The 17,516-nt window shown below is 47.8% G+C and carries 14 protein-coding genes; 13 read left to right on the forward strand and 1 reads right to left on the reverse strand.

The window, feature by feature from the left end; genetic code table 11:
* The first annotated feature begins 10 nt into the window (after positions 1-10).
* The gene (locus ACI31H_RS03250) at positions 11-235 is read left to right on the forward strand and encodes a YneF family protein (RefSeq protein ID WP_439770589.1); all 225 of its coding nucleotides are present in this window, start codon (positions 11-13) and stop codon (positions 233-235) included.
* A 111-nt stretch (positions 236-346) separates the two neighbouring features.
* On the opposite strand, the gene ACI31H_RS03255 is transcribed toward ACI31H_RS03250, so the two are convergent.
* Complete coding sequence (locus ACI31H_RS03255) at positions 347-985, reverse strand: lysophospholipid acyltransferase family protein (protein ID WP_439770562.1); 639 nt, start codon at positions 983-985, stop codon at positions 347-349.
* A gap of 87 nt (positions 986-1,072) precedes the next feature.
* Between ACI31H_RS03255 and ACI31H_RS03260 the strand changes: the two genes are divergently transcribed.
* The 12 genes from ACI31H_RS03260 (at position 1,073) to ACI31H_RS03315 (ending at position 17,504) form a co-directional block, all read left to right on the forward strand.
* The gene (locus ACI31H_RS03260) at positions 1,073-1,843 is read left to right on the forward strand and encodes a tRNA1(Val) (adenine(37)-N6)-methyltransferase (protein WP_439770563.1); all 771 of its coding nucleotides are present in this window, start codon (positions 1,073-1,075) and stop codon (positions 1,841-1,843) included.
* Positions 1,827-2,150 carry a GIY-YIG nuclease family protein gene (locus tag ACI31H_RS03265; protein WP_439770590.1) on the forward strand — a complete coding sequence of 108 codons (324 nt, stop codon included), beginning with the start codon at positions 1,827-1,829 and terminating at the stop codon, positions 2,148-2,150. The genes ACI31H_RS03260 and ACI31H_RS03265 overlap by 17 nt, the downstream gene beginning before the upstream one ends.
* Before the next feature lie 154 nt (positions 2,151-2,304).
* Complete coding sequence (gene rpsB, locus ACI31H_RS03270; protein WP_439770564.1) at positions 2,305-3,093, forward strand: 30S ribosomal protein S2; 789 nt, start codon at positions 2,305-2,307, stop codon at positions 3,091-3,093.
* 116 nt (positions 3,094-3,209) lie between these two features.
* Entirely contained in the window at positions 3,210-4,085 is an 876-nt protein-coding gene (gene tsf / locus ACI31H_RS03275) for a translation elongation factor Ts (protein ID WP_439770565.1), read from the forward strand.
* 72 nt (positions 4,086-4,157) lie between these two features.
* Complete coding sequence (gene pyrH / locus ACI31H_RS03280) at positions 4,158-4,880, forward strand: UMP kinase (protein ID WP_439770566.1); 723 nt, start codon at positions 4,158-4,160, stop codon at positions 4,878-4,880.
* A gap of 3 nt (positions 4,881-4,883) precedes the next feature.
* Positions 4,884-5,444 (forward strand): ribosome recycling factor, encoded by a 561-nt coding sequence (frr, locus tag ACI31H_RS03285; RefSeq protein WP_439770567.1) that lies wholly within the window; start codon positions 4,884-4,886, stop codon positions 5,442-5,444.
* Positions 5,445-5,627: 183 nt separating this feature from the next.
* Positions 5,628-6,407 carry an isoprenyl transferase gene (locus ACI31H_RS03290; RefSeq protein WP_439770568.1) on the forward strand — a complete coding sequence of 260 codons (780 nt, stop codon included), beginning with the start codon at positions 5,628-5,630 and terminating at the stop codon, positions 6,405-6,407.
* A gap of 14 nt (positions 6,408-6,421) precedes the next feature.
* Positions 6,422-7,207: a phosphatidate cytidylyltransferase gene (locus ACI31H_RS03295; protein ID WP_439770569.1), complete on the forward strand. Its 786-nt coding sequence runs from the start codon at positions 6,422-6,424 to the stop codon at positions 7,205-7,207.
* A gap of 20 nt (positions 7,208-7,227) precedes the next feature.
* The gene (rseP, locus tag ACI31H_RS03300; protein ID WP_439770570.1) at positions 7,228-8,502 is read left to right on the forward strand and encodes an RIP metalloprotease RseP; all 1,275 of its coding nucleotides are present in this window, start codon (positions 7,228-7,230) and stop codon (positions 8,500-8,502) included.
* 24 nt (positions 8,503-8,526) lie between these two features.
* Positions 8,527-10,266, forward strand: coding sequence for a proline--tRNA ligase (locus tag ACI31H_RS03305; RefSeq protein ID WP_439770571.1), 1,740 nt, complete (start codon positions 8,527-8,529; stop codon positions 10,264-10,266).
* 65 nt (positions 10,267-10,331) lie between these two features.
* Entirely contained in the window at positions 10,332-14,654 is a 4,323-nt protein-coding gene (locus tag ACI31H_RS03310) for a PolC-type DNA polymerase III (RefSeq protein WP_439770572.1), read from the forward strand.
* 267 nt (positions 14,655-14,921) lie between these two features.
* Positions 14,922-17,504 carry a peptidoglycan amidohydrolase family protein gene (locus ACI31H_RS03315; protein WP_439770573.1) on the forward strand — a complete coding sequence of 861 codons (2,583 nt, stop codon included), beginning with the start codon at positions 14,922-14,924 and terminating at the stop codon, positions 17,502-17,504.
* The last annotated feature ends 12 nt before the right edge of the window (positions 17,505-17,516 follow it).

Below are 17,516 nucleotides of genomic sequence, written 5' to 3' on the forward strand. Positions count from 1 at the left end.
AACCATGAGTATGGGTGCGACAATTTTACTTGTCATTCTGGGACTACTAGTGGGGCTGGTAATCGGCTTCTTTGGTGCACGGAAGTACATGGAAAATTACCTGCGCAACAATCCGCCAATTTCTGAGGAAATGCTGCGGACGATGATGCTTCAAATGGGGCAAAAGCCATCTAGCCGTAAGTTACATCAGATGATGCAAACGATGAAGGCCCAGGCTAAAAAGGCCAACAGGTAAAGGAGTTGTCCGGTGACCACTAGCTAGGTGGACGGATAACCAAATAAAAAGAGGCTGGGAAAAAACGCTTGTTTTTTCACCAGCCTCTTATCTTTTTAGCGTAAGTCCCTTTTAGAAGTCATCATCCTTGGGCTTAGGCGGCATTACATATTTAAAGTGGGGGTCGATTTGCTGATCGAGTTGGTCGAACGCCGTTTGCATTTGCTTTTCCAATGCTGCTTGGTATTCCTCGGTTAGCCGTTTCTTCCGGTCAATGACAATGGGTTGACCAAAGGCAATTTTGCGTGGTTGACGACTGAAAAGTTTGCCAAAGGAAAGGGGTCCCTGGTAAACGGCCGGTACTAAGGGGACGTTGGCCATTTTAGCAATTAGGGTTGCCCCACCCTTTAGCTTGGCCGAATAGCGGGAGCCACTGGGAAAAATGATTGTTGATAAATCACTTTTGCGCAGGAGCTTAACCGGCGTCTTAATTGCGGACGGCCCGGGGTTTTTCCGGTCAACGGGGTAGGCGTTTAAAGCCCGCAGAAAGCGACCGGCGAGTGGATTTTTAAACAATTCTTTTTTGGCCATAAAGCTGAACTTCTTGGGCCAAACCGCTAAAGCGATCAGTACCGGGTCCATCCAGGTCCGGTGTGGGGCAACGATGATATAGTTGTCCTTGGGGAGGTTCTCCCGGTTATAGATGTGGGCCCGTCCATTAATTAAATTTAAAAACGGCCCAACAATTCTTACTAAGAAGGTGTAGAGCATAGCTAGTCTTCCAATCTATTTAAAATTTACTGAATAAAGTATGACCAAATTTATCTTAACATGCAAGAGGGAGGAGTAAAAAGATTTATGAATGCACATCCAGTACAGTTAAAGGACGATGAGCGGATCGATCAATTATATAGCCAAGATATCCAAATAATTCAGAGCCCGAGTTGCTTTGCCTTTTCCTTGGATGCCGTGTTACTAGCTGATTTTGTTCGTCCTAACCACCGGCACCGGCTCCAAACAGTTGACCTATGTGCGGGGAATGCAGCCATTGGCCTTTTTCTCCACAATAAGTTGGCCGGTCGCTTTACGGAAGTAGAACTTCAGGGACGAATTGCGGATATGGCCCAGCGAAGCATTGAACTTAATGGCCTGACTGACCGTTACCAGGTATTAAATATGGATATTGCGGATGTATTTACCGCTATTCCTAAGGATTCGGCAGACGTGGTTTTATGTAACCCGCCCTATTTTCCGGTTACCGCTAAGAGTCAGAAAAATCCCAACCAGTACCTGGCGATTGCCCGGCACGAAATTAAAACTAACCTGGCGATTGTTGCTCGTCAAATGAGTGGCCTGCTTAAAATGAACGGTCATGGTTACCTGGTTCACCGCCCGGACCGGTTAAGCGAGATCTTAACCACCCTCGAGCAAAATCGGTTAGTGGCCAAACGCTTGCGTTTTATCTATCCTAAACCGGACCGCGATGCTAACATGGTTTTAATTGAAGTGATTAAGGATGGTAAACCAGGAGGACAAAAGGTGGTTCCGCCATTGGTGGTAAGCGATGAAAAAGGAAATTACCAATCAGAGGTAAGAAGGCTGTTATATGGCAATGAACGAGAAGAATAAGCCCTATTACATCTACGTTTTATATTGTGCTGATAACACCCTTTATTGTGGCTTTACCGATAATGTTCGCCGGCGCTTTAGAGTTCACCAGGCCTATAAAGGGGCTAAATATACCCGGGTGAAACGCCGGCACCCCCTGCAACTAATTTATAGTGAAAAATTTACTAATAAGCACGATGCTCTTAGTGCGGAATACCACTTTAAGCACCAAACCCGGCAGAAAAAGGTTGCCTATTTGAGCGCCCATGGTGTCAATATCCGGCGCTTTTTTCTCCAGAATCAGCGCAATAAGCAAACAAAGCAGTAAAAAGCTTGTCATTGGACAAGCTTTTTTGTATACTATTAAACGGTGTTTAATAACATATAACACACCCGTGTTGATAGGTAGGGATGTGCCTACTAGCGAGGTTCTCGACCTAAGGGATGCACGGGGAGGAAAAAACATTTTGGAGGTATAACACATGTCTGTTGTTACTATGAAGCAATTGCTTGAAGCTGGTGTCCACTTCGGTCACCAAACTCGTCGCTGGAACCCAAAGATGGAAGAATACATCTTCACTGAACGTAACGGTATCTACATCATCGACTTACAAAAGACTGTTAAGTTGATCGATACTGCTTACAACTACATGAAGGATGTTGCTGCTGATGGTGGCGTCGTTCTCTTTGTTGGTACGAAGAAGCAAGCTCAAGATTCAATCGAAGAAGAAGCTACCCGTGCCGGTCAATACTACGTTAACCACCGTTGGTTAGGTGGTACCTTGACCAATTGGAAGACGATCCAATCACGGATTGCTCGTCTGAAGGAACTTAAGAAGATGGCAGAAGACGGTACGTTTGATGTCCTTCCTAAGAAGGAAGTTGCTGTTTTGACTAAGCAACGTGAAAAGTTGGAACGGTTCTTGGGTGGTATCGAAGATATGCCTAAGATTCCTGACGTTCTGTTCATCGTGGACCCGCACAAGGAACAAATCGCCGTTAAGGAAGCTCAAAAGCTGCACATTCCAATCGTTGCCATGGTTGACACCAACACCGACCCAGATGACATCGACTACGTAATCCCTTCAAACGATGATGCTATTCGTGCCGTTCGTCTGATCACTTCTAAGATGGCCGATGCAATTGTTGAAGGTAAGCAAGGTCAAGACGATGCTCAACAAGCAGACGCAGATGCTGAAGAAACTGCCGAAGACACGACTGTTAGCGAAGATTCATTAAAGAACCTGAAGAACAGTGTTGAAGGCAAGTAATTTAACTGATTAATACAATACTTGGGCTGTTTTGTGTTATGGACCATTGTGGCCCTAAGTACAAACGGCCCCTTTTTTTGTAGAAAACCTTATAAAATCAAAGGAGAGAGTTAGTCATGGCTGAAATTAAAGCTGCTCAAGTTATGCAATTACGTAAGAAGTCCGGTGCCGGTATCATGGATGCTAAGAAGGCATTAGTTGCTAGTGATGGTGACATGGACAAGGCAATGGATTACCTTCGTGAAAAGGGAATCGCTAAGGCCGCTAAGAAGAGTGACCGTGTTGCTGCCGAAGGTTTAGCAGATATCGCTGTTAATGGTAACACCGCAGCGATTGTCGAATTAAACTCAGAAACGGACTTCGTTGCTGCCAGTGACCCATTTAAGGACCTTTTGAAGAAGGTTACTAAGTTAATCAGTGAAAACAAGCCAGCAAATGTTGATGAAGCATTGGCTATCAAGACTGACAACGGTACTTTGAAGGATGACATTATTTCCACTACCCAAAAGACTGGTGAAAAGGTTAGCCTTCGTCGGTTTACTGTTGTTGAAAAGGCTGACGGTGACTCCTTCGGTGCTTACTTGCACCAAGGCGGCCAGATTGCGGCCTTAGTTGTTCTGGAAGGCGCTGACGAAGCTACTGCCAAGGACGTTGCTATGCACGTTGCTGCTATTAACCCTGAATTCATGACTCGTGACGATGTTCCTGCTGACCGTCTCGACCACGAACGTGAAGTCTTCAAGGAAGAAACTCTGAACGAAGGTAAGCCTGCCAAGATCGTTGACAAGATTGTTGAAGGTCGTTTGAACAAGTTCTTGTCACAAATCTGCCTGGCTGACCAAGACTTTGTTAAGGATTCAGACAAGACGGTTGCCCAATATGTTAAGGACAACGGTGGTAAGCTGAAGTCCTTCATCCGTTACGAAGTCGGTGAAGGTATCGAAAAGAAGCAAGACGACTTTGCCCAAGAAGTTAAGGACCAAATGAACTAAGCGTTCGGATTGGCTAAAGGGACGTACTAACCAGTGCGTCCTTTTTTACAGGGTCTGTTAAGGAGGAACACGATGGCTGATATTAAATATAATCGAGTTATCTTAAAGTTAAGTGGTGAAGCACTTGCCGGTGAAAAGGGCTTCGGTATTAACCCACCGGTATTGAAGGACGTTGCTAAGGAATTAAAGGCCGTTCACGATAAGGGGGTTCAAGTCGCCATTGTTGTCGGTGGTGGTAACATGTGGCGTGGTGTAACCGGTGAACAACTGGGAATGGAACGAGCCCAAGCGGACTACATTGGAATGCTGGGCACGATCATGAACGCCCTGTCACTACAAGACGCTTTAGAATCAATTGACGTCCCAACCCGGGTGCAAACCTCAATCGAAATGCGGCAAATTGCCGAACCATACATTCGGCGGAAGGCGATCCGGCACTTAGAAAAGGACCGGATTGTGATCTTCGCCGGGGGGACTGGTAGCCCATACTTCTCAACTGATACCACGGCGGCATTACGGGCAGCCGAAATTAATGCTGATGCAATCCTGATGGGGAAGAACGGTGTTGACGGTGTCTACTCCGCCGACCCTAACAAGGATAGCAGTGCGGTTAAGTTTGACCACCTGACCCACATGGACTTAATTGAAAAGGGCCTGCACGTGATGGATACCACGGCAAGCTCACTCTCTATGGATAACCATATTCCAATCGTGGTCTTTAACCTGAACACGGCTGGAAATATTATGAAGGTTGTTACCGGTGAAGAAGTCGGTACAACGATTGAGGGGGACTAGAATATGGCATCGAGTAAGGAAATTTTAAATGATGCAAAGGATAAGATGAAGAAGTCTGGTGAAGCATTACAACGAAGCCTGGCTGATATCCGGGCCGGACAAGCTAATGCGGCGCTGTTGAATTCCGTTAAGGTGGAATACTACGGTGCACCAACACCATTGAACCAAGTGGCTTCAATTACAATTCCAGAAGCTCGTCAGTTGCTAATTAAGCCCTATGATGAAAGCATCTTGGAAGAAATTGAACGGGCAATCTACGCCTCCAACCTGGGCCTGACACCACAAAATGACGGTAGTGCTATTCGGTTGATCATTCCGCAACTGACGGAAGACCGCCGGAAGGAACTGGTCAAGGATGTTAAGGCCGAGCTTGAAAAGGCTAAGGTGGCAGTTCGAAATGTTCGTCGGGAAGCCATGGATGACCTGAAGAAGGGGAATAAGAGCGGCGACTTTAACGACGATGAATTCCATGACTTGGAAAAGAAGGTTCAAGACGAAACCGATGCTGGAATCAAGAACCTGGAAGACATTGCGGCTGCAAAGGAAAAAGAATTAATGGACTAAAGCCAATTATTCGGGCCGGAGGACTTCCTCCGGCCCCTTTTTTGGCTCATCGTGGGGACGGTGTGTTAACTGGGAAAGCTTTTCGGCATCGTTTTCCAAGCATAAATTGTTTTTTCTGACCAAGAGCTTTATAATAGATGAACGAATTTATTTTTAAAATAGCAAATGACGTTTGCTTACTATATGGAGGAAAAAAGATTGTTCTCTAAGAAAAACGCCGCTGAACCGCCGACAGCGCTCGACTTAAACCGGATTCCCAAACATATCGCTATTATTATGGATGGAAATGGTCGGTGGGCCCAGAAGCGTCACTTACCACGGGTAGCGGGCCACAAGCAGGGAATGCAGACCGTTAAAACGGTGACGATTGCCGCTAGTCGGTTGGGCGTTAAGGTGTTAACCTTATATGCATTTTCAACTGAAAATTGGAAGCGGCCCTCTAGTGAAGTTAACTATTTGATGCAGTTACCAATTCGCTTCTTCTCAACCTTTGTTCCAGACCTTGTTAAAAATAATGTCCGGGTGATGGTAATGGGCGATATTTCACGTTTACCAGAAAAAACGCAACAAGCGGTTAACGATGCCATTGCCGATACGGCTCACTGTGACGGGATGGTTTTAAATTTTGCCCTAAACTATGGTGGCCGTGATGAAATTACCCGTGCAGTTAAAAAGATTGCTGATCAAGTGAAGAAGGGTGAGCTAGACCCTAGTCAGGTTGATGAATCAGTCATTAACCGGCAGCTAATGACGGCGCCGCTTGGTGAACTAGCGGATCCCGACCTGCTGATTCGGACCAGTGGTGAAGAACGGATTAGTAACTTCTTGCTGTGGCAGTTGGCTTATAGTGAACTTGAGTTTGTTCCCGAGCACTGGCCTGACTTCGATGAAGAATCACTTCAAAGAGCAATTATTGAATTTCAGGGACGCCACCGTCGTTTTGGTGGACTTAAGAACGAATAGGAGAAGGTAAAGAGATGAAAACAAGAGTGATTACGGCAGTCATTGCCCTAGCAATTTTCATTCCGTTAATTGTATATGGCAGCTGGCCGTTAACAATCGCTGCCGTCGTTTTAGGGATTGTGGCGATGTCAGAAGTATTAGTAATGAAGAAAATGTTTGTCATTTCCTTTGAGGCAATTGTCAGTTACCTAGGGGTGGCCCTCTTAATTTTGCCAGATAACTGGTTGGACTTCTTACCGAGTGTTGCGACCCGGTGGTTTGGCTTCTATCTATTAGTCGCCCTTTTACTACTGCATACGGTACTTCGCAAGCAACGCTTCACCTTTGATGATGCCGGTGTCTTGACCCTAGCAATGTTATATATTGGGATGGGCTTCCATTACTTTGTGGTTGCCCGGTCAGTTAACTTTCAGACCCTCTTGTATGGGATGCTGATTGTTTGGCTGACTGATAGTGGGGCCTACCTGATTGGCCGTAAATTAGGTAAGAATAAGCTGGCACCACGCATCAGTCCTAATAAGACCTGGGAAGGGTCCATCGGTGGAACGGTTGCCGCAACGATTCTTCTAGCGGTTTACCTCTACTTCTTCCCGGTTGGCGATGGCTTTATTACGATGGTAATCTTAACGTTGCTTCTCTCAATTATGGGGCAGTTAGGTGACCTTATTGAGTCGTCTTTAAAACGGTATTACGGGGTGAAAGACTCCGGAAAGATTCTGCCTGGGCATGGTGGAATTTTAGACCGTTTCGACAGTATGCTGCTGGTAATGCCACTACTCCACATGGTAGGCATTATTTAAACGCCTAAGGAAGGGATTCTGTGATAATAACAATTATTACCTTTATTCTGGTCTTCGGAATTTTGGTTCTGGTCCATGAGTACGGCCACTATTATTTTGCTAAGCGTGCGGGGATCCTGGTCCGGGAGTTTTCCATTGGAATGGGACCCAAAATTTGGTGGCAGCGCAAAAATGGTACCACCTACACTGTCCGAATTCTGCCGGTCGGGGGCTACGTCCGCTTGGCCGGTAACGATGATGAAGACGAGGAGGAGTTACGACCGGGAACACCGGTGACTCTGCAGTTAAATGACCAGGATGAAGTAGTAGCAATCAACGCCAGCAATAAGTCGACCCTTTTCCAGGGGATCCCGCTGCAGTTAGTGGCAAGTGACCTAACCGATGGACTGTGGATCAAGGGATATGTTAACGGCGATGAGGGCCAACTCAAGCAGTATCCGGTTAACCATGATGCGGTAGTGGTAGAACATGATGGTACCCAGGTTCAGATTGCGCCGCGTGATGTTCAGTTCCGGTCCGCTAGCCTTCCTGCCCGAATGATGACTAATTTTGCGGGACCGATGAATAACTTTATCTTATCGTTGGTTGTCTTTATTATTTTAGGCTTTACGTTGGCGGGGGTTCCCACCAATAGCAACCAAATTGGTAAAGTTGATTCGGGTTCAGCAGCCGCACAGGCGGGCCTGCAGGCGGGTGACCGGATTACCCGGGTTAACCATACGCGGACTAACAATTGGACGGCGCTTTCGACGAACCTATCAGATAAGCCCGGGCAACGAGTTAAGGTGACTTATGTCCGGAAAGGGCAGACCAAGACGGTAACCGTGGTTCCCAAGACGGTTAAGCAGGGTAAGCAAAAGATCGGTCAAATCGGGATTCGTGAACAGACGCAGACCGGGTTTAAGGAGCGAATTATGTTCGGCTGGCAACAGTTTGTCCAAGCCGGAACGTTAATTTTTGCCGTCCTTGGTCATATGTTTACCCATGGCTTTAGTTTGAATGATCTAGGCGGCCCCGTAGCGATTTATGCCGGTACCTCTCAGGCGACGGCGCTGGGGGTAAACGGGGTGCTAAACTTTTTAGCCCTACTGTCAATTAACCTTGGAATTGTGAACCTGCTACCAATTCCGGCCCTAGATGGTGGTAAGCTACTATTAAACATTATTGAAGCGATTATTCGTCGTCCGATCCCCGAAAGAGCAGAGGGAATTGTGACGATGATTGGTTTTATGATACTATTGGTACTAATGATATTGGTTACCTGGAATGATATCCAACGCTACTTTATTCGGTAGCGAAGAACGGAGGAGAAGTACTTTATGAAGCAGTCAAAAATTTTAATTCCAACTAAGCGGGAAGCGCCAAGTGACGCCGAAGCACTTAGTCATATTATGATGGAACGTGCTGGTTATATTTATCAACTTTCAGCCGGTGTTTGGTCCTACCTACCAATGGCCTACCGGGTTATTCGGAAGGTTGAACAAATTATCCGTGAAGAGATGGATAAGGTTAATGCCTATGAAATGCAAATTCCATCGATGCTACCAGCGGAATTATGGCAGCAAACTGGCCGGTACGAGGCCTATGGTGACAACCTTTATAAGTTTAGCGACCGGAATGATCGGGGCTTTGTCCTTGGTCCAACCGATGAAGAACCGATCACGGCAATCCTGCGGGACAGTATCAAGTCCTACAAGAAGTTACCACTGGTGGTTTATCAAATCACTGATAAGTTCCGTGATGAAGGCCGGCCGCGTTACGGGATCCTTCGTGGTAAGGAATTTTCAATGTACGATGGCTACTCTTTCTCCGCTGACCAGGAAGGCCTTGATGAAGCGTACAACGATCAAGCCAAGGCTTACCGCAACATCTTTGACCGGATCGGTCTTGATTACAAGGTTATCTTAGCGGATTCTGGTACCATCGGTGGTGATAATTCCCAAGAATTCTCTGCTCCGGCCGAAGTTGGGGAAGATATTATTGCTTATACCGATGGTGGTTACGCTGCTAATATCGAAAAGGCAACTTCAAAGTTTACCGGTGTACAGCAGACGGCGGCCCCAGCTGAATTAACCAAAAAGGCTACGAAGGGCGCTCACACGGTTGATGAAGCGGCCGAAAGTCTGGGAATCGCTGCCGACCAAATCCTAAAGGCAATGTTCTTTATGGCTAAAATGGGCGAAGATGATTATCAACCAGTAATGGTCCTAATGCGTGGTAATGATAAGGTCAATGAAACCAAGGTTACTAACGCACTCGACTGTGAAGAACTAGAACTTGCCACCGAAGAGGATGCACAAAAGTACCTCGGTGCACATCCTGGTTCACTGGGACCAGTGGGTGTCGGCAAGGAAGTTAAGATCCTGGCTGATAACTACGTCAAGGTATTGGTAAATATGGCCTGTGGGGCCAACGATGATGGCTTCCACTACATCAACGCTAATATCGACCGTGACTTCCGGGTAGATGAATTTGGTGACTTCCGGAATGTTCGCGAAGGCGATATTGCTCCTGATGGTAACCCAATTAAGTTTACTAACGGGATCGAAATCGGTCACATCTTCAAATTAGGGACCGGGTACTCAGAAAAGCTTGGTGCCCAGGTACTAGACAAGAATGGCCGTCAGGTTGATATGATCATGGGTTGCTACGGAATCGGTGTTACCCGTCTTCTTTCGGCTGTTGCTGAGCAGAATGCGGATGAAAACGGCCTGGTTTGGCCAGACAGTATTGCACCATTTGACGTCCACGTAATTCCTGTTAATGCGAAGAAGGACGACCAGATGGCCATGGCTGATGAGCTTGAAGGTAAGCTGACGGCGGCTGGCTACGAAGTTCTGGTGGATGACCGGAAGGAACGGGCCGGAGTTAAGTTTGCTGATTCTGACCTAATCGGTATTCCATTGCGGGTAACGATTGGTAAGAAGGCCGCTGATGGGATTGTCGAAGTTAAGATTCGTAAGACCGGCGAAACAATTGAAGTTAAGCAAGAAGAGCTCGTGAATACGGTTGGTATTTTGCTAAAGCAGTTAAAGAGTCCAGCTGACGAGCAGGAATAAGAGAAAATGTGGCGCAACGATAATTAGCGAGGCGCCACATTTTTAAGTAGGAGGATTTAATAACAGTGGCGTTAAATCGACAGGAACTTTTTACTAAGTTACTTGAGCAGGTACATTTTCCAGAAAAGGATAATCCGGCTTTTAAGGGGGCGGCGGTTCAATCCGTCGTGGTTCACCGGGAAAGTCGGCAGTGGGAGTTTCATTTAATCTTACGGCGGCCCTTGCCATTCCCACTTTTTCAAGAATTTAATCAGGCAATCCAGGTGGGGTTTAAGGATATTGCTGGTGTTAGCTTGCAAATTAATAGTCCTTCCACGGAGATTGATCCTAAGCTCGTAGCTGACTACTGGGAATACGTTATTCAGCACAGCACGGGGGCATCCCCAATGCTCCAGCAGGCCTGTTTAAATACCGTTCCCGAGGTGCGGGATGGGCGAGTAAGTGTAGTGGTAGAAAATGAGATTCTGAAGGATCTGTTAACTAAAAAGGCCCTCACGACGATTGAAAACCAGTATCAGTTACTAGGTTTTCCCCGTTTTAAGATCCACCCCTTTGTTGACCAGTCGGCATCGCAAGCCAAGATTAAGGAACTCCGGGAAAAGCATGAAGCAGCTGATGCGGCTTTAGCAGCGAAGGCCCTGGCACAGATTAAGAAAAAGAATGCAAGCAAAAAATCAGCACCGGTGGCAGCGGCTGACGGGCCCGCCCAACTAGGCCGCGTGATTAATGATAAGCAAGACGTCGTTCAAATGAAGGATATTCAAGGTGAAGAGCGAAACGTCGTTGTTGAAGGTTACGTCTTTAATGCGGAAGTTCGTGAGCTCCGGTCCGGTCGACAACTGCTGACCTTTGAAATAACGGACTATACTTCCTCCTTTGCGGTTAAAAAGTTTTCCCGCAATAGTGATGAAGAGGCCCAATTTGCTAATATTAAGCCGGGAATGTGGCTGAAGGTCCGGGGACCGGTTCAAGAAGATACCTGGATGCATGACCTGGTAATCAATGCCTATGATATTAACCAGGTGACCCACGCGGAACGGCAAGATAAGGCACCGGCGGACCAAAAGCGGATCGAGCTCCATGCCCACACCGAAATGAGTCAAATGGATGCGACCAACTCCATTACCCAGCTGGCGGGACAGGCTAGTAAGTGGGGACAACCGGCAATTGCTGTGACTGATCATGGTAATGTTCAAGCCTTTCCGGAAGCCTTTAAGGCCAGCAAGAAGTTTGGTATTAAGATGCTATATGGGATGGAAGCCAACGTGGTCGATGACGGGGTTCCCCTGGTATACAATGAAAATCACGCAACGCTACTGGACCATACCTACGTTATCTTTGACGTTGAAACGACTGGGCTATCGGCGATTTATGACCGGGTAATCGAATTATCGGCCGTTAAAATGAAGGATGGTAACGTTTTGGAGCGGTTTGATGAGTTTATTGACCCCGGCTTCCCATTATCGGAGCAAACCACCAACCTGACCTCGATTACCGATGAGATGGTGCGGGGTTCCAAGAGCGAAGAAGAAGTCTTTAAAATGTTTAAGGACTTCTGTCAAGGAGCAATCATTGCGGGGCATAACGTTTCCTTTGATATGGGCTTCATGAATACTGGTTACCGGCGCCACCACATGGAAGAGATTACCGAACCGGTGATTGATACGTTGCCACTGGCTCGCTTCCTGTATCCCGACCTCCGTGGTTACCGGCTAAATACCTTGAGTAAGAAGTTCAAGGTTGCCCTGGAGCACCACCACCGGGCCAACTACGATGCCGAGGCCACCGGCCACCTACTGTACAAGTTCTTAAAGGATGCCGAGAAGCGTTATGATGTGCGCTATGTTGATGACTTAAATAAGCACATGGCGGAAAACGATGCTTATAAGCATGCCCGGCCATTTCACGTTACCATCCTGGCGCAAACTCAGGCGGGTCTGAAGAACCTGTTTAAACTGGTGTCCTTTTCTAATGTAAAGTACTTCCACCGGGTGCCACGGATTCCCCGGAGCCTCTTAACCAAGTACCGGGAAGGCCTGCTCTTGGGAACCGCTTGTTCATCAGGGGAAGTCTTCACGGCCATGATGGAGAAGGGGTATGCTGAGGCCCTCCGCAAGGCTCGTTACTACGACTACATCGAAGTACAGCCGCGGGCAAACTATGCCCCATTGCTGGAAACGCATGTGATCGCTGACCGGGCGCACCTTGACGATATTTTAAAGAATATGGTTAAGATGGGCGAAGAACTTAAAAAGCCGGTGGTGGCCACCGGGGATGTACACTACCTCGACCAACATGATGGGATTTACCGGCGGATTTTGATCAACTCGCAGGGGGGCGCTAATCCCCTCAACCGGACTAAGCGCCCCGATGTCCACTTCCGGACGACCGATGAGATGTTAGCCGAATTTACGGACCTATTAGGGGCTGACGAGGCGCAAAAGATTGTGGTCGATAATACCCACGTAGTTGCTGACATGATTGATGATGATATCCGGCCAGTCAAGGATAAGCTCTACACGCCGCACATGCCGGGGGCTGAGCAGGAAATCCAAGACCGGACCTGGAATACGGCTAAGGCCTGGTACGGTGACCCGCTGCCGAAGATCGTCAAAGACCGGGTGGAACTCGAACTTAACAGTATCGTCAAGAACGGGTTCTCAGTAATTTACTTAATTGCCCAACGGCTGGTAGCCAAGTCTAACAAGGATGGTTACCTGGTTGGTTCGCGGGGGTCTGTCGGTTCGAGTGTGGTTGCGACCCTTTCGGGAATTACCGAGGTTAACCCCTTGCCACCGCATTACCGGTGTCCACATTGTCAGTACACGCACTTCTACACGAAGGGGGAGTACAGTTCAGGCTTTGACTTACCAGAAAAACGCTGTCCAAAGTGCGGCACTTTATTGGTAAAAGATGGGCACGATATTCCCTTCCAAACCTTCCTTGGTTTTAAGGGGAATAAGGTCCCGGATATTGATCTGAACTTCTCTGGTGACTACCAGCCGATTGCCCACAACTACATGAAGGTCCTCTTCGGTGAGAAGAACGTTTTCCGGGCCGGAACGATTGGTACCGTGGCCGATAAGACTGCCTATGGTTACGTGAAGGCCTTTGAACGTGATAACGATGTCCAGTTCCGGGGTGCTGAAGAAGACCGGCTGGCGAAGGGGGCCACTGGGGTTAAGCGGACGACCGGGCAGCACCCGGCCGGAATCATCATCGTGCCGGATGATATGGACATTTATGACTTTACCCCTGTTCAATACCCGGCTGATGACCAAAACGCGGCCTGGGAAACGACCCACTTTGATTTCCACTCGATCCACGATAATATTTTGAAAATGGATATCCTGGGTCACGATGACCCGACGATGATTCGTGCCCTGCAAGACCTATCCGGAATCAATCCGCGGACGATCCCGATGAACGATCCGGGTGTGATGTCACTCTTCTCCAGTCCTAAGCAGTTGGGTGTGACTGAGGAACAGATCCAAAGTAAGACGGGAACGCTGGGACTACCAGAGTTCGGAACCCGCTTTGTCCGGGGGATGTTAAACGATACGCACCCGAAGAACTACTCCCAGTTGTTACAGATTTCTGGCCTGTCACACGGTACGGGGGTGTGGTTGGACAACGCCCAAGAGCTGATTAAGGAAGGGACGGCGACGATTGCCAACGTGATCGGTTGTCGTGATAACATCATGACCGACTTAATCCACTACGGATTGGATTCTGAAACATCCTTCCAGGTGATGGAATCGGTTCGGCACGGTCGGGGGATTCCTGATAAGTGGCAAGAAAAGATGCGGAAGGTCAACGTTCCCCAGTGGTACATGGACTCCTGTTTGAAGATCAAGTACATGTTCCCCCGGGCCCACGCGGCAGCCTACGTGCTGATGGCCTTGCGGATTGCCTACTTTAAGGTTTACTTCCCACTGGTTTACTACTGTGCCTTCTTCTCCGTGCGGGCAGATGACTTCGACGTTGTGGCAATGGCCCACGGTAAAGAGGCTGTTAAGTCACGGATGAAGGAGATTAATGATAAGGGTAACGATGCCAGTGCTAAGGAAAAGAGCCTGTTGACCATCCTCGAACTGGCTAACGAAATGTTGGAACGGGGCTTTAAGTTCAAGATGGTTGACCTGGAAAAGTCCGATGCGTCCAACTGGCTAATCGATGGTGATTCGTTAATTGCACCATTCCGGGCGATTCCGGGATTAGGTCTAAGTGTTGCCAAGCAGATCGTGGCGGCACGGGAAGAACGGCCGTTCCTGTCGAAAGAAGATTTGGCAGAACGGGGTAAGGTTTCGCAAACCCTAATCGACTTCATGACGGAAAACCATGTCATTGATCAATTGCCAGATGAGAATCAGTTGAGTTTATTCTAACTAATAAGGGTCTGGATGACTGTCGTCCAGGCCCTTATTAGTTTTAAATAATATGATCATTTTTTATAACGATTAAAAACTGGCAAGCTAAAAAACAAACTTTCGGCGCTGATGGGGCAAATAAGGGGCAAAAATTATTAAAAGTTATTCATTAACGGGCACTTTTCAATGAAGAAAAAGCTCATTAGTAGAAAAAGGTCGGCTCACGGTCAAAATTGGCTTAAAATAATTGTAATAATGATTTTTTTATTCTGGGGGAGAGTATAAATGATTATTAATTTTAATCGTGCTAAAAGGATTGCGGCAGGCTGTCTGGCAATGAGTAGCTGTGCCTTCCTTTTGTGGGTCAACCAGGCAACGATTCAGGCGGACCAGACCAGTGCTGGGCAATCGTTGAATGTCCAGGTGGTTAGCAATCAAAACGCGAAGGCCATTACCACAAGCAACCCGGACCAGCCGTCAGTCAATACCCAGGATCAAGGCAACTATGCCTGCCTCGACCAGGAGCAGGTTGATGACAACGGGAATTTAACCGTGACGGGTTGGCATGCGACCAATGCTTCCCGGGGACGGCAGTACCACTACCTAATTGCCTATAATCCGACTAGTCACCAGGAAATCAGTCGGCAAGACGTTACCGCAAACGAGGTTGCCCGTCCAGATGTGGCCCAAGTTCATAATATCTATGGTGCGGCAAGATCAGGGTTCCGGGCTAGCTTTAAACTCGGCGAACAACTTGCCAACCTCAAGCAGGTCCAGGTGATTAGTCGGTATACTAATGATTCTGCGGGAAATGGTGATAGCGTTGACTACTGGTTTGCACCGGTCACCATTGACCAAAATAATAATGCGAACTTAGACGGCGCGACCGTAAAGGATAATCAATTGGAATTAACGGGTTGGCACGCTACTAATCTAGCGGCTAATAAGCCCTACCATTATATTATTGTCATTGACCGCACTGCTGGTGGTCAGGAAGTGGGACGTTACTTGGTTAAAACGCCGGTCAACCGACCCGATGTTAGCCGGGCCTACCCGGATATCGAAGGGACGGCCAACTGTGGCTTTACCGCCCGGTTTGCACTAACGGGACTAAACTTTAACCACCAGTTACAAGCAGTTAGCCGCTATTCGGGTGCTAGCGATGGGAACAGCGATTATGTTGATTACTGGTTTCGGCCCTTTACCGGTGAGGAGAATATTAACCAGGGCTGTTTAGATAGTTACCATTTAACGGGAACGAAACTAAGGGTTAGTGGTTGGCACGTTAACAATCTGGCAGAGTTTGAGCCACAGCAATTCTTAATTCTGTATGATAACACCGCCCGCCGCCAAGTCGCGGTTAGCCAGGCGACTAAGGTTAACCGTCCGGACGTGGCCCGGGTTTACCCAACCGTGCCAAAAGCAGTTCAATCCGGTTTCACAGGGACGTTTGAACTGCAAGCTACCGACCTAATCGTGGGGCATTCGTATTCGCTCGTTAGTCGCTATTCAACTAGTACTACTGGTAATGGTGGCCAAGGTTCTTACACGGACTATTGGTCAAGGCCCTTTACCCTCTTAAATGACCAGCAGGCCGCCTGGCTTGATTCTGTAAAAATGACGAATCAGGGACTTCAGCTAGCGGGTTGGATGATTAGTAACCACTCCGTTGTCCAACCATATGCCTATGCGATTGTATTGAATAATGGTCGTGAAATTGCCCGGACCGCGCTCACTTTGCGGGATCGACCGGATGTCGCGGGGCAGTATCCTAACGTTTATAACAGTTCCAAGAGTGGCTTTTCACAACTGGTGGCCTTCGATCCCCAAAGGGCAACGGGCAATTTGAAAATTATCCTTCGTTTTAGCAATGACCGGGCCGGTAATGGCCAGTTTAGTGACCAATCATTCGGTGACTATGCAAGTAATACCGGTTACTTTGATACGGTTAGTGTTGCTGGAAATCGGTTTACGGTGACCGGCTGGCATGCTAGTGACCAAAGTGCGGCCCAGCCATACCAGTTTGTGATCGTCTTAAATGAGCACAACCAAGAGGTCGGCCGGTGGAAGGTGACGGATAAGATCAACCGTCCGGATTTAGCGGTTAACCACGCATATCTTCTCAACAGCGCTAGTGCCGGCTTTACGGTTAGTGGAGCCACCACCGAATCATTAGCTGGCCAGATCTTTACGATTATCCACCGCTTTAGTAGTGATCCAGCGGGAAATAGCCATTATACCGACTATGCCGCTAAGTACAGTCTGGATCCTGATGGTCAATTAACCACCGGGATCGTTAGACGGGGCAACCAAATTTACCACTTCGATGCACGTTCACATCAGATGACAAAAAATGCAACTATTGATGGCTTATACTTTGATGGTGCCGGGCACCTGGTTAATGGCCAATTTTCTAGTCGGGTCATCAACTGGTTTGTCAGCCATGAAGGGAAACTGACCTATTCGATGCAGGGCTCTCGTGATGGTCGTGATGGGACGGCCGATTGTTCCGGCTCAATGACCGCGGCTTTAGCAGCAGCTGGAGCTAGTCGGCCACGGTTCTTGTACTCGACTGGTAATATTGATCCTTACCTGGTTCAAAATGGCTACCACCTGGTTTACAGTGGCCGGGGTAATTTTACTCCCCAGTATGGTGATATTATTATCTGGCGAGAGCCGAATCGGATTGGTCATATTATGATTATCAGTGGGACTTCTGATAATCCCAAGGCCTTCTCCACTGGGTACTACTTAACCGGTGGAAAACCCGGAACGGCTGTCCAAGAAGCCGGTTATCACTGGTTTTGGAACTTTTCGGGATCAAGGACGCAGTATGTATACCGTCTATATAACCAAGCACGTAATTAAGGGAGGAGTAAT

Origin of the sequence: Limosilactobacillus sp. (assembly GCF_051873035.1) — a bacterium.
Taxonomy (GTDB): Bacteria; Bacillota; Bacilli; order Lactobacillales; family Lactobacillaceae; genus Limosilactobacillus.